The sequence below is a fragment of the Pseudomonas sp. HTZ2 genome (genome assembly GCF_033173945.1).
Lineage (GTDB): Bacteria > Pseudomonadota > Gammaproteobacteria > Pseudomonadales > Pseudomonadaceae > Aquipseudomonas > Aquipseudomonas guariconensis.
On sequence record NZ_CP137332.1, the window covers coordinates 5,248,673 to 5,261,836 of the forward strand.

At 65.2% G+C, this 13,164-nt stretch carries 13 protein-coding genes; 7 read left to right on the top strand and 6 right to left on the bottom strand.

Features of this window, described 5'->3' with window-relative positions:
- Nucleotides 1-66 precede the first annotated feature (66 nt).
- Together argC and R6G97_RS24455 are read left to right on the top strand one after the other, a co-directional pair.
- On the top strand, nt 67-999 hold the full coding sequence (argC, locus tag R6G97_RS24450; protein ID WP_253132731.1) for an N-acetyl-gamma-glutamyl-phosphate reductase: 933 nt from the start codon (nt 67-69) through the stop codon (nt 997-999).
- A gap of 57 nt (nt 1,000-1,056) precedes the next feature.
- Complete coding sequence (locus R6G97_RS24455) at nt 1,057-1,743, top strand: GNAT family N-acetyltransferase (RefSeq protein WP_317847647.1); 687 nt, start codon at nt 1,057-1,059, stop codon at nt 1,741-1,743.
- A 28-nt stretch (nt 1,744-1,771) separates the two neighbouring features.
- Here the strand turns inward: R6G97_RS24455 and R6G97_RS24460 are convergent, their stop codons facing one another.
- From R6G97_RS24460 to R6G97_RS24480, 5 genes are read right to left on the bottom strand one after another with little or no spacing between them, the layout of a single operon-like run.
- On the bottom strand, nt 1,772-2,527 hold the full coding sequence (locus tag R6G97_RS24460; protein ID WP_043215387.1) for an ABC transporter permease: 756 nt from the start codon (nt 2,525-2,527) through the stop codon (nt 1,772-1,774).
- Nucleotides 2,527-3,732, bottom strand: a complete 1,206-nt coding sequence (locus R6G97_RS24465; RefSeq protein ID WP_090345761.1) for an ABC transporter substrate-binding protein — start codon at nt 3,730-3,732, stop codon at nt 2,527-2,529. Before R6G97_RS24465 ends, R6G97_RS24460 begins: the two co-directional genes overlap by 1 nt.
- The gene (locus R6G97_RS24470; RefSeq protein WP_289717225.1) at nt 3,719-4,546 is read right to left on the bottom strand and encodes an ABC transporter ATP-binding protein; all 828 of its coding nucleotides are present in this window, start codon (nt 4,544-4,546) and stop codon (nt 3,719-3,721) included. Before R6G97_RS24470 ends, R6G97_RS24465 begins: the two co-directional genes overlap by 14 nt.
- Nucleotides 4,543-5,607: an acyl-CoA dehydrogenase family protein gene (locus tag R6G97_RS24475; RefSeq protein WP_182818730.1), complete on the bottom strand. Its 1,065-nt coding sequence runs from the start codon at nt 5,605-5,607 to the stop codon at nt 4,543-4,545. The genes R6G97_RS24470 and R6G97_RS24475 overlap by 4 nt, the downstream gene beginning before the upstream one ends.
- A gap of 48 nt (nt 5,608-5,655) precedes the next feature.
- Nucleotides 5,656-6,216, bottom strand: coding sequence for a carboxymuconolactone decarboxylase family protein (locus tag R6G97_RS24480; protein WP_043215397.1), 561 nt, complete (start codon nt 6,214-6,216; stop codon nt 5,656-5,658).
- Nucleotides 6,217-6,318: 102 nt separating this feature from the next.
- Here R6G97_RS24480 and R6G97_RS24485 point away from each other — a divergent pair, with 102 nt between their 5' ends.
- Both R6G97_RS24485 and R6G97_RS24490 read left to right on the top strand, forming a co-directional pair.
- A complete protein-coding gene (locus R6G97_RS24485) occupies nt 6,319-7,239 on the top strand; it encodes an AraC family transcriptional regulator (RefSeq protein WP_317847648.1) in 921 nt (306 codons plus the stop codon).
- Between the two features lie 73 nt (nt 7,240-7,312).
- On the top strand, nt 7,313-8,062 hold the full coding sequence (locus tag R6G97_RS24490) for a FecR domain-containing protein (protein ID WP_090345748.1): 750 nt from the start codon (nt 7,313-7,315) through the stop codon (nt 8,060-8,062).
- 51 nt (nt 8,063-8,113) lie between these two features.
- Here the strand turns inward: R6G97_RS24490 and R6G97_RS24495 are convergent, their stop codons facing one another.
- On the bottom strand, nt 8,114-9,523 hold the full coding sequence (locus tag R6G97_RS24495; RefSeq protein ID WP_043215407.1) for an amino acid permease: 1,410 nt from the start codon (nt 9,521-9,523) through the stop codon (nt 8,114-8,116).
- A 439-nt stretch (nt 9,524-9,962) separates the two neighbouring features.
- On the opposite strand from R6G97_RS24495, the gene R6G97_RS24500 reads away from it, so the two are divergent.
- The 3 genes from R6G97_RS24500 (at nt 9,963) to R6G97_RS24510 (ending at nt 13,108) form a co-directional block, all read left to right on the top strand.
- A complete protein-coding gene (locus R6G97_RS24500) occupies nt 9,963-11,387 on the top strand; it encodes an aminotransferase-like domain-containing protein (protein WP_102082487.1) in 1,425 nt (474 codons plus the stop codon).
- Nucleotides 11,388-11,448: 61 nt separating this feature from the next.
- Nucleotides 11,449-12,357 carry a LysR family transcriptional regulator gene (locus R6G97_RS24505; RefSeq protein WP_043215411.1) on the top strand — a complete coding sequence of 303 codons (909 nt, stop codon included), beginning with the start codon at nt 11,449-11,451 and terminating at the stop codon, nt 12,355-12,357.
- Nucleotides 12,358-12,565: 208 nt separating this feature from the next.
- Nucleotides 12,566-13,108 (top strand): WYL domain-containing protein, encoded by a 543-nt coding sequence (locus R6G97_RS24510; protein WP_317847649.1) that lies wholly within the window; start codon nt 12,566-12,568, stop codon nt 13,106-13,108.
- The last annotated feature ends 56 nt before the right edge of the window (nt 13,109-13,164 follow it).

A 13,164-nucleotide genomic window follows, 5' to 3' on the forward strand; every position in this document is an offset into this window, starting at 1 on the left:
TTCAAATTTTCTTTCGTCCAGCCGCAGGCGAGCATAGGCCATCTCTCTCGCACACGGATCCCGACCATGCACACCCCTCTCGTCTTCATCGACGGCGACCAAGGCACCACCGGCCTGCAGATCCATGCCCGCCTGCAAGGCCGCCAGGACGTGCGCCTGCTGACCCTGCCGCACGCCGAGCGCAAACACCCGCAACGCCGCGCCGAGGCCATCAACGACGCCGACATCGCCCTGCTCTGTCTGCCTGACGACGCAGCCCGTGAAGCGGTGGCGGCCATCCACAACCCGGCAGTACGTGTGATCGACGCCAGTTCCGCCCACCGCACCACGCCCGGCTGGGTCTACGGGCTACCTGAGCTGGACGCCGAACAAGCCGAGCGCATCGCCCGGGCCAAGCGGGTGAGCAACCCCGGTTGCTACCCGACCGGCGCCATCGCTCTGCTGCGCCCGCTGATCCAGGCTGGGCTGCTGCCGGCGGACTATCCGCTGAGCATCCATGCAATCTCGGGGTATTCCGGGGGTGGCCGGTCGGCGGTGGAACTTCATGAGCAAACTAGCGCCGTCAAGGTGCCTGCCCTTCAACTCTATGGCCTGGAACTGGCCCACAAGCATGTACCGGAGATCGAGCGACACGCCGGGCTCGCTGCACGCCCGGTGTTCCTGCCGGGTTATGGCGACTACCGCCAGGGCATCGCGCTGAGCATCCCCCTGCAACTGCGCCTGCTGGCCGGCGGCATCACCGCTGAACACTTGCAAACCTGCCTTGAGCAGCACTACCACGGTGCACGCCATGTACAGGTGATGCCACTGCATCAGCAGGGTCCGGCCAGCAAACTGGACCCCGAGGCGCTCAACGACACCAACGACCTGCGCCTGGCCCTGTTCGCCAACCCGGCCTACGGCCAAGTGGTGCTCACGGCCGTGTTCGACAACCTCGGCAAAGGCGCCTCGGGCGCCGCCGTGCAGAACCTCGACCTGATGCTCGCCGCCCTGGGTTAGACTGTGCCTCCCGCGCCGCTCGGCGCGGGACGGTTCGACCCTGCTGGAGCTTGCCCGATGTTCATTCTCAGCCACCTCGACGGTGTGCCCCCCGAATCCTTCCAGAATCAGATCCGTCAGTTGGTCATCGACCATGTCGGTGAACTGAGCAGCGTGGCCATCACCCCGGACAACCCGCTGTACCCGCTGTACCAGTACGGCGTCGGCCTGGAGGTGCATCAGTATTTGCAGGCCATGGACGGCACCCGAGGTCTGGCCGTGGAACTGACCCTGGCCTTGGATGCCGAAGCACCGGACCGACTGCTCGGCTTCGCCCTTGCCCTGCCTGCCCAGGATGACGATCAGGCCTGCGTGCTGGCGTTTCTGGCCGTGCACCCAGACCACCGCCGCCAAGGCATCGCCCGAGCGCTGCTGGCCGATGCCCAGTCACGCTATGCCTGTGTCGAGCTCAATGTCTTTGCAGGGCAAGTGCCATGGTTCGAGGCGATGGGTTTGCAGGTGGCCGCCGCCGCCGGGCCGCAGGTGCTGATGAGCAGCACCGGGCACGCCAGTGGCGCACTGATCGGCCGTCTGGACATCGCCCCGATCTATCGCACCACTGAAGTGCGGCAGATTCACGCCTACCTGCTCAAGCAGCATGGCGACGAGGCCATGCTGGCGGCGGAAAAACAGCGCGACGAACGCCTTGATGCCCTGGCCTTGCAGGCACAGGCCTGTGTGAAGCAGCGCAAGACCGTGCATTGAACGGGACCGCTGGGCGGTCCCGGCGATTTCAGGCGTGTACCCACCGCCGATGCAGCCCACGGGCCAGTGCATCGAGCATGAACCCCAGCGCACCGATCAGCAGCACCATGGCCATCAGCTCCGAATAGGCCAGCCGGTCACGCGTATCGAGGATGAAATAGCCTAGCCCTGCGCTGACCCCAAGCATCTCGCACGGCACCAGCACGATCCACAGGATGCCGATCGCCAGACGCACACCGGTCAGCACATGGCCGATCACCCCAGGGATGATCACCTTGCACAAGGTTTCCCAGCGCGTGGCGCTCAGGCTACGGGACAACTGCAACCAGCGCGGATCGAGCTGGCGCACGCCTGCGGCGGTGTTGAGCAGGATCGGCCACAGCGCGGCGAAAGCCAGCAGGAAATAGATCGGCTGGTCGCCCACCCCCATCAACATCACCACCACCGGCATCCACGACAGCGGCGAGATCATTCGCAGGAACTGGAACGCCGGTGTGGTCGCAGCCTCCAGGTGGCGGTAACTGCCCACCAGCAAGCCCAAGGGCACGCCAACCGATAGCGCCAGCAACAGCCCCACCAGGATGCGCTTGAGACTGACCCAGACATGCCCATAGACCTCGCCCTCGCCCAGCAATTGCACCAGGCTGGCCAGCGTGGCCTGGGGCGAAAAACGCGCCGAAAGGCCGTCGGCCTCGCCAAACACCTGCACCCCCGCCCACCACAGCAGCAACAGCCCCAACAGCCCCGCCAGGCCCAGGAGGCCATGCATGACAGACTTGCCCATCAGACGGCGAACTCCTCATGGCGCTCGAAACTGTCGGGCTGGCCGAACGCCGCCAAACCACCGGCCGCCTCGATGGCTGTACGCACGAAGCGATCATCGACCAGGTCGCGCGCCACCTGGGCCGGGTCCAGCCCGGCCAGGAAGCCACTGTCGCCCTCGATCAGCGTGCCTTTGAGGTGCTTGACCAGCGCTTCGGTGTAGCTGGGGAATGGATACGGCTGGAAGTCGATGCGTTTCTCATCCCATTGCTGATGCGCGATCGCACCGCTGGCGATATAACCGGCGCGGTCCTCTGCGGCCGGCGCCAACACCTTGGCGAGCACCTGCGGGGTATGTGGTGTGTACTTGTTGGGGCCGGCCTTCGACAGCAGCGCGGCTGCCTCGGCCCGATGGTCGCGGGTCCACAGCTGGGCCTTGACGATGGCATTGACCACCTTCTGCGACCACTCGGGGCGGTTGTTCAGGTCGTGCTCGTGCATGAACACCACGCAGCAGGCATGGTTACGCCACACATCGCCGGTAAAGCGCTGCACGCGTCCGACCTTCAGGTCCTCGGCCAGGGCATTGAAGGGCTCGGCGACGATGTAGCCGGCGATACGCTTGCTGGCCAGGGCCGGCGGCATGTCCGACGGCGGCAGCACCAAAAGATTGACCTCGTTGGCCGCCAGCGACGCGTTGGCCGGCTTGGAAACCGGTGTAAGGCCATTGGCTTGCAGCAGTTGCTGCACCACCACGTTATGGATCGAATACCAGAACGGGATCGCCACGGTCTTGCCACCCAGTTGCTTGATGTCGGTGATGTCCGGCGCCACGGTCAGGCCCGAGCCGCCCACGTGGTTCCAGGCCACCACCTTGGCCGGCACTCGGCTGGCGTAGCGAGCCCAGATGGTCATCGGCGAAAGCAGGTGGATCACGTTGACCTGGCCCGAGATGAACGCTTCGATCACTTGGGCCCAGCTACGCAGCAGCACCGGACGCTCGGCCTTGATGCCCTCGGCTTCGAACAGGCCATTGTTGTGCGCCACCAGCAACGGCGTGGCGTCGGTGATCGGCAGATAGCCAATGCGCACCGGGGCGTCCGGTTCGCTGGCGGCACGCGCCTGCAAGCTCGAGAGCAGCGGCAAGGCGCCTGCCGCGGTGAGCATGGCGCTGAGCTTGATGAAGTCGCGACGGGAAGTAGTAGAACAGCAATCATCCATGCACATGGCGAGCCTCCGACGGCAGCGGCAAGGGAGAAGGAACAGGGTCTGGGCAGCGGCTCGCCCGCCGTAGGGTCTTGAGGATCTCGATACGCAACGTGCCCAGCTCCTCGACCCGCTGCGCCCGTGGCTGCGGCAGGTCGACAGCCCATTGCCCGAGGATGTGCGCCGGGTGGTCGCCCAGTAGCAACACGCGATCGGACAACAGCAGGGCTTCGTCGATATCGTGGGTGATCAGCACCGCCGCCGTGCGATGGGTGGCGATCAGCTGCAGCAGCAGTTGCTGCATGTCGGCGCGGGTCACCTCGTCCAACGCGCCGAAGGGCTCATCGAGCAACAGCACCTGGGGCTGACGCGCCAGGCAGCGGGCCAGCGCAGTGCGCTGGGCCATGCCACCGGAGAGCTGCGCGGGGTACTGGTTGCGCGCGTGGTCCAGCCCCACCGCCTCGATGGCATGGTCGATACGGGCGCGTCGCTCGGCTGCATTGAGTTTGGGCTGGCGGGCGAAGTCCAGGCCGAAAGCGACGTTCTTCTCCAGGCTCAGCCAGGGCAGCAGGCTCGGGTCCTGGAACGCCACGGCCAGACGCGGGTGCGGCCCGTGCAACGGCTCGCCGTGCAGGGTCACGCTGCCGCCGCAAGGTTGCTGCAACCCGGCCAGCACGCGCAGCAGGCTGGACTTGCCCACTCCGCTGGGCCCCAGGATGCTGACCACTTCTCCCGGCGCCAGGGCCAGGTCGAAGCGCTCCAGTACAGTCTGCCAGCCGCCATCGCGAGGGTAGCCCAGGCTGATGTCGCGGGCTTGGAGTAACGCCTGGGTCATGCTGCAGCCGCCTGACGCTGCAGCTCGGCACGCAATTGCACCAGGCTCGGGGTGACGATGGGCACGAACGCCGACTCGCGCCAGCGCCGGGCGAAACCTTCGCCATACGCGGTGAGGTAAGCCTTGCCGCCGCTGGCCTGCAGTTCCAACTGCACGGCATCGGCTGCGCTTTCAGCAAGGAGGATGCGCAGTTTGAACAACGCCGCCGGCTGCTGAGTGAAGCGCCCTTCCAGCAAGCCCTGCTTGAGCTCGTCCACGGTATTTTCCAAGCGCTCGGCCAGTACCTGCCGGGCCTCGTCGAGGAACGATCCGCGCCCCTGCAGGTGCCCGCTCACTTCCTCCAGTGCACGCCGCGCAAGGCCGATGGCCATGCCGCACTGCAGTGCCAGAAACGCCGGACGCACTTTAGGCAGGAACTCACGGGCATTGTCATGCAGCAGCCACTCGCGCCCCAGTGCTACCTGATGGAATGCCAGCGCGGCGGTGTTGCTCGACTGCAAGCCCATCAACGCCAGGTCGTCGGAGCGCTCAAGGCCCGCCAGGTTCGAAGGCACTGCCACCACGAACGGAGGGCCGCCGGTGGCGTCTTCGATCGCCGCAGCCACGGCAAAGCCGCTTTTGCGCAGGTTAGTCACCCAATGCAGACGGCCGTCGAGGGCCCAGCCGTTTGCCGCGGGCTGGGCGCAGACTTGCAACGCCTCGATGCCCGACAGGTATTTCATGGCGTTGGATAGGCCGGTGGCACCGGCCAGCTCACCGGCGAGCAGGCTAGGCAGCAGCCGCTCGCGCAGGCCCTGGTTGGGGCTCTGCAGCAGGTACTCGATGAACGAGCGTTGGCCCCAGCAGACAAAGGCCGCGGCCAGGGACCGGCTGGCAATGGCGGCGATGGCTTCGACGGCGTCGGTGACCCGCCCGCCCGAGCCGCCCAGGGCGGGCTCGATACCGACCCGCAGCAGCTGCGATTCGGCGATGTGCGCCAGTACCAGGTGCGGATCGCACTGGCCCTGGTCGATGGCTTCGGCATTGGCATCCAGCCATTGTCGAAATGCGCAATCAAGCATGTCCCTACTCCTTTGTTCGAAACGCCGGCCAGGCCGGCACCAGGCGGATCAGGCCGAAGGCTGCCAGCGGTATTGGCCCAGCTCGTCATTGAGCGGCGTCTGGGCGAACACATTAGCAAAGTTGCACAGGGTCGCGAGGCTCACGCCGAGAATCGCTTCCAGGGCGTTGCCTTCGCTGTAGCCGGCCTCGCGCAGAGCGCCGTAGGTAGCCTCACTGACGTTGCCACGGGTGGCGATCACTTCGCGGGTGAACGCGGCCAGGGCTTCGTACCGGGCATTGGGCAGCTCGCCGCGGGCACGCAGGGCGTCGACCACTTCCTGAGGCAGCTTGGCCTTGTTCAGCGCCACAGCGGTGTGACCGGCGACGCAGAAGTCGCAGCCATGCTCGGTCGCGGCGATCAACTGCACCACTTCGCGCTCAGCCAGGGTCAGCTCGGCCTTGCCATTGAGTGCCGAGACGGTCACGTAGGTTTCCAAGGCCGCCGGCGCATTGGCCAGCACGCCCAGCAAGTTGGGGATGAAACCTGAGTTCTTCAGGGCGTTTTCCAGGAAAGGCCGTGCCGCTTCCGGGGCGCTTTGCAGAGTGTGTAGAGTAATGCGCGATGTCATGGAGTGGTCTCCTTGGGTAGGTGTGCTTATAGTCTGTTGGTTATAAGAATTCCCCTCCATATTCATCAGTCGCCTTTCCTTGCTCCTGAGTCTTTGCATTAGATGATTTCATCCAGCCATCTTGTCGATTGGTTATTAGAGCGCCTGGAGCTCGATGCCAGCCTGTTCCATGTGGGCCGCTACTGTGGCGGCTGGCATGCCAGCACCCAGGGGATGGGCCGAGCCAGTTTCCACCTGGTGGTGCAGGGGCATTGCTGGCTGCATGTCGACGGCCATCCCGAGGCCGTTCGCCTGGAACGTGGCGATGCGGTGTTCCTGCTGCGCGACCTGGGCTACCGGCTTTCCAGCGATGCCGACCCGGCCAGCGCCTGCACTCAGCCGCGACAGCCCATGCAGCCTCTGGACAGCCAGGCCGAGGAAGGCGTCGGGTTGATGTGTGGGTTCTTTCACTTTCAATCGGGGCTGTCGACGCTGATCGTCGACGGCCTGGCCGACTGGATCCTGCTGCGCGCCGATGACCCGGCCGGGCATGCCGCGCGGGCGTTGTTCGAGTTGATCCTGGCAGAGTGCCGCCGCCCACCCGCGCCCTCGCAGACGTTGCTCGAGCGCCTGACTCATCTGTTGTTCCTGTACGTGTTGCGCCAGCAGGTGCATGCCGGGGAGACCTTGCACGGGCTGGTCGCCCTCGCCCGCCAGCCAGCCTTCGCCACGCTGCTGGAGCAACTGATCGCCAGCCCAGGCCAGGCGTGGACGCTGGAAAGCATGGCCGCCTGCACGGGCCTTTCGCGCTCGGCATTCTTCAAACGCTTCAACGATCTGGCCGGCCAATCGCCAGGCCAGGTGCTGCTGGCGCTGCGCATGCGCCATGCCTGTCAATTGCTCAAGGCCGGCAATACCGTGGAGCAAGTCGGGGCCCAGGTGGGGTATCAATCGGTGGCGGCCTTCACCCGGGCGTTCGCCAAGGCCGTGGGCGTGCAACCCGGCGCCTATCGCCGCCAGCACGAAGACCCGCCAGACCACTGACGCCGCGCAGGGCCTGGGCTTGCGCAGGGGGCTATGCTTGAACTGAGCTCAGCCAGAAATACGCCCCACGCCCATGATCCCACCCCGCCTGTTTCCACGCCTCGCCCTGCCCCTGGCCATTGTGGCCCTGGTGGCGGCCTCCGCCCTGCTCGCCTCTCCGTGGATGGGCCAAGGCTTCGAGCTGGCCGACCTTGCCACCGACAGCCAGCACCGCCTGACCCGCAAGCTCGAAGACGGCAGCCTGCTGACCCTCGACGCCAGCTCTTCGGTGGATGTGGAATTCGATGCCCTCCAGCGGCACCTGCAATTGCTCAAGGGCCAGCTATTGATCGAGATCGCCACAGACGATGCGCGCCCGTTTCGGATCAGCACCCCCCAGGGCACCTTGCGCCCCTTGGCGGGGCAATTGATCGTCGAGTGCCTGGGCGATGTCAGCGAGGTCAGTGTGCTGCGAGGCCAGGCCGACCTCGAGGGCGACAGCGGCCATTTGTCATTGCACGAAGGCCAGCACCTGCGCTTGGAGGCCAGCGGCCCCGGCACCCTGGGGAGCGTGGACAGCGGCACCTTGCAGGCGGCCTGGCATCTGCAGCGCCTGCCCGCAGACGGCCAGCCCCTGAGCGAGACCCTGGAGCGACTGGCCCGTCACCGTCAGGGATTGCTGTGGTTCGACGCCGAGGCGTTACAAGGCCTGCGGGTCTGGCGCGACCTGCCCTTGGACGACAGCGACCAGGCCCTGGCCGAGCTGCGCGCCGAGCTGCCCATCAAAGTAGACACCTACACCCGCTGGCTGACCGTGGTGAGCCGGTCGGACGCGCAAAAATGAAAACGGCCGGGTCCCCGAGGGGAGCCGGCCGCGTCATGCAGCAAGAACGCCTTAGTGGCGGTTGCCGGTACGGATCTGGTGCACCACGCCCATGGCCACCACGATGGCCGCAGCGATACCGGTGGAGATCACCAGGATCTGGTAGTCAGGCATGAACGCCATGGTCACCAGGGCCGCCACGATGAAGGCGATCACCAGGTAGGTCAGCCACGGGAACAGCCACATCTTCAGGCGGATCTCCTTGCCTTCGGCCTGCAGCTTGCGACGCATGCGCAGCTGCGAGAAGGCGATCACCAGGTACACCAGCAGGGCAATCATGCCGGTGGTGTTCATCAGGGTTTCCAGCACGTCCTTCGGACGCAGGGTCTCGCTGAAGTTGATCAGCGCGCAGAAGATCGCCACCACGCACGAGCCCATGATCGCGTACACCGGCACGCCGGTACCGGCGCGGGTGATCTTGAACATCGACGGTGCATCGCCACGCTGGCCCAGGGAGAACAGCATGCGCGAGGCGGTGTAGTGGCCGGAGATCAGGCAGCTGCTCACCGAGGTCAGCACCACGAAGTTCATCAACAGCTCGGCGTACGGCACACCCAGCAGCTCCAGGGTACGACGGTAGGCGCCGTAGCCGGACTCCCCCAGGTGCGGGTCGTTCCACGGCACCAGACAGACGATCAGGAAGATCGAACCCACATAGAACAGGCACACACGCCAGACCACCGAGTTGGTCGCCTTGACGATCTGGGTGGACGGATCCTTGGCTTCGGACGCCGCGATGGTCACGATCTCCGCGCCCAGGAAGGCGAACATCACCCCCAGCAGCGCTCCGATCACCGTGGTGATGCCATTGGGCATGAAGCCTTCGGCGGTCAGGTGGCTCATGCCACGCACTTCACCGAACTGCCAGATGTTGAACACCGCCGCGGTGCACACGGTCAGGAAGCAGACGATCGCCACCACCTTGATCAGCGCGAACCAGAACTCGAACTCGCCGTAGTGCTTGACGTTGAAGAAGTTGACCGTGATCAGCACCAAGGTCGTGGCCAGCACGAACACGTTGACACTGACGCCAGGGAACCAGCCATGCAGGATCTTGCCCGCCACGTAGGCTTCCCAGGCCATCAGGATGACCCAGTACCACCAGTACAGCCAGCCGATGGTGAAACCGGCCCAGCGGCCGATGGCGCGATCGGCGTAAGTGGAGAACGAGCCAGTGTCCGGCGAGGAAGTCGCCATCTCGCCGAGCATGCGCATGATCAGCACCACCAGGATGCCGCCGGCCAGGTAGGCCAGGACCGCAGCCGGTCCGGCGCTGTGGATCACGCTGCCGGAACCGACGAACAAGGCGCCGCCGATAACCCCGGCGATCGACATCATCGTCAGGTGGCGCGACTTGAGCGAGGCACTGAGTTTGCTCTCGTGCGCTCCCTTCGCGGTGGTGGATGTGGATGTTGCGTCCATCAGTTGTGTACCCCGTGCTTCTTTTTATCCAAGGAAAAACTGTGAAACCCCGATGGCTATCGGTCTCACCTAACATCAGTACTTATGCGGGCAGGAAGGTGTGCTCTGGGGCACACGCAGGCCTTCCATGGCGGCCTGCTTACGCGTCCGAAGGCTGGCCCCCGGACGAACTGAAACCTGTGCTGGCCGAGCGGCAACGGCTCGGTGCGACGAAATGAAGGTGCGAGGCAAACCTCGACGGCAAAGCAGCGAATTTGTGATTGTGCATGACGCTGACATGTACGCTGGTGGCGATAACTGACACGTAATGTAAAAATGTCTGCCACCCAGAGCCATGCACAGTGGCACGAAATACGCACTGCACTGTACAGGCCGCCAATGCAATACACCCGCAACACCCTGCAGGCGCTTGGCGATACGCACCCCTGAAGGCACCCGAATGCTGCAACTACACCCCGACTCTTCCACGCCGCTGGTCAACCAGATCATCGATGGATTGCGCGAGCTGATCGACAAGCAGACCCTCAAGCCTGGCGCCAAGGTGCCGTCGATCCGCGCCTTCGCCGCCACCTACTCGGTGAGCACGTTCACCGTGGTCGAAGCCTATGACCGCTTGGTGGCCCAAGGCCTGCTGGTCAGTCGCGGCAACGCGGGGTTCTTCGTCAACCGTGCAGCGAGCGAGTTGCTCGACACCCAGCATCAGGAGGCCGACACCACCCGGCCGACGTTCAACTCCGAGTGGTATCTGCAACAGATCTTCGAAACCCGCCAGTTGCCTTACAAAGCCGGCTGCGGCTGGCTACCCAACGACTGGATGTACGAAGACGGCCTGCGTCGTGGCCTGCGCCAGGTGGCCGGCAGCCCCCTGGAACTGTCCGGCTATGGCGACCCCATGGGCCTGCCCGAGCTGCGTGTGCTGACCGCGCAGAACCTGCAACAAGAGCTGTCGATCGTCGCCAATCCTGCACAGTTGATGCTCACCCACGGCGCCAGCCAAGCCTTGGACCTGGCCGTGCGCACCCTGGTACGTCCAGGCGATGTGGTGCTGGTGGACGACCCCGGCTACCCCAACCTGATGAGTATCCTGCGCACCCAGGGCGCAACCCTGCTGGGCGTGCCGCGCACCCCGGCCGGCTACGACCTGGACCACCTGGAGCGCCTGCTCGCCCATCACCGACCCACGGCGTTCTTCACCCAGCCGCACCTGCACAGCCCCACCTGTTCGCGTACACCTCTGCCCCAGTTGCATCGCCTGCTGCAACTGGCCACCCGCCATGGCTTGCGTCTGGTGGAGAACAACCTGTACGCCGACATGATCGCCGAGCCGCAACCTTGCCTTGCCAGCCTCGATCACCTGCAACAGGTGGTGTACGTGGGCAGCTACTCCAAGAGCATCTCGCCTAATGTGCGGGTCGGCTACCTGCTGGCAAACCCTGAACTCATGCAACAGCTGCTGCACCTGAAGATGCGCTCTGGGCTCACCACCTCCCAGGTGATGGAGCGCGTGGTGTATGCAGCCATCATCGACGGCCGCTGGCGCAAGCACCTCAAGCGCCTGCGCCAACGCCTGGCCGAAGCCCACCAGGAAGTTGGCCGGCACCTGCATCGGCTGGGCTTCGAGCTGTTCACCGAGTCCGACGAAGGCATGTACATCTGGACCCGCCATCCCGCCATCCCGGACAGCGCCGCGCTGCTGGACGATGCCTTGGAGCAAGGCATCATGCTCGGGCCCGGCCAGTTGTTCATGGTCGACGCCAAGGCCACCGGCTGGATGCGCTTCAACGTGGCCTTCAGCACCGAGCCGGCCATGTGGGAATTGCTGGAGAAGGTGCTGGTCAAGCATGTGCGCCGGGGCGGGCTGTAGCCCCCGGCCCTGCCACGCGCCGCTAAACTCAAGTCTCTCCCGTTGATCATCGAACCCCACCATGCCCAACCGCCCCTTCAACGACCGCCTCGACTGGAACCTGCTGCGCACCTTCCGGGTGATCGGCCAGGAGCTCTCCATCAGCCGCGCCGCAGCGCGCCTGCACCTGACCCAACCGGCGGTGAGCCAGGCGCTCAAGCGCCTGGAAGAGCAGCTCGGTCGCCCGCTGATCGCCCGCCGCGGACCACGCTTCGTGCTCACCGAGGTGGGCGAGCGCTTGTTCGAGCTGTCGGGCGAAGTGTATGGGCAGGTCGCGCAGATCAGCGGGCTGCTGGAGCAGCCGAGCGCGGAGGTGGTCGGCAAGGTACGCCTGCTGATGATCAGCCGCTTGTGCTGTCAGCGCTTCGATGACTTCCTGGCGCGCTTTCACCAGCAGTACCCGCGGGTGGAGATGGAGATCGAGGTGATGCGCAGCACCGACATCGTCGCCGCGCTGCAGGAAAAGACCGCCACCGCCGGCCTGAGCCTGAGCCGCCACCGCCATGCCCGCCTCGAGCAGCGTCTGCTCCAGCGCCAGCGCTATGCATTTTTCTGCGGCAAGCACCATCGCTTGTTCGGGCAGTTGGAGGGCAACCTCAAGCAGGAGAATTTCGTCAGTTTCAGCAGCGACCAGATCGGCGGCATGCTCTCGCCGTTGACGATCTTCCGTGACCAGCAAGGCTTCACCGGCCGCATCGTCGCCTCCTCGCCCAGCTTCGAGGAAGTCCGCCGGTTGGTGATCGCCGGGTTCGGCATCGGCTGCCTGCCCGAACATGGTGTGCAGGAGGACGTGGCCGCCGGACTGCTGTGGAAACTGCCGCCGCTCGACGGCATCGCCGACGTGGATGTGCACCTGCTATGGAACCGCGACCAGCGCATGAGCCGGGCCGAGCAAGCCTTCATCGAGGGGCTGTGCGAAAGCCTGGCGTAAGCACAAGGACGGCGTAGCCTCCCCTAGAAATTGGCGGACGCCTTCGATGGGCCGCACAACGGCCCCAAACCCTCAGCCCATATCGCCCCCGCCGCCATCGCCGCCATCGCCACAAGTTGGATCCGATCTGCCAGCTTGTGTATGCTTCCTGGCATAGCCAATCGCCACTACCTGAGCGATCAGCCTACTGCCCGACAAGGATGCCGCGTTGCCCAGCCATACCACCCGCCACACCGTCGCTCGCCAATGGCAGCTGCTCAACCTGCTGCCCCATCGTCACCCCGGCATGAGCGCCACCCAATTACAAGCGGCACTGGCCAGGATCGGCCACAAGACCACCAAGCGCACGGTCGAACGCGACCTCAACGAACTGGCGACCCTGTTCCCATTGCAATGCAATGCCAAAGGCATGCCCTATGGCTGGCACTGGAAGCCGGGCCTGACCCTGGGCGAGGTTCGCCCTCTGCAACCGAACGAGCTGGCCAGCGCACCATCGGTGCAATTGCAGGCCTGGGTCGACGATGCCCTGGCCCTGCGCCTGCAACGACAGCCTTTGGCCGCGGACATGCGCCTGAACGCGCTGTCCGATGGCGGCGCCCAACTCACCGCCACAGTGCAGGACAACGCCACGCTGATGGGCTGGCTGCTGTCCCAGGCTGGCGCGATCCGCGTTCAGGCGCCCGAGGCGCTGCGCAGTGCCATGCTCGAGCTGCTGCGCCAGAGCCTGGACCTGCACGAGGAAAACACCTGAAGCGAAGATCCGGGATTCGATGGAATCTTTGCGTTCACGCAACAGTCGGACTTAAC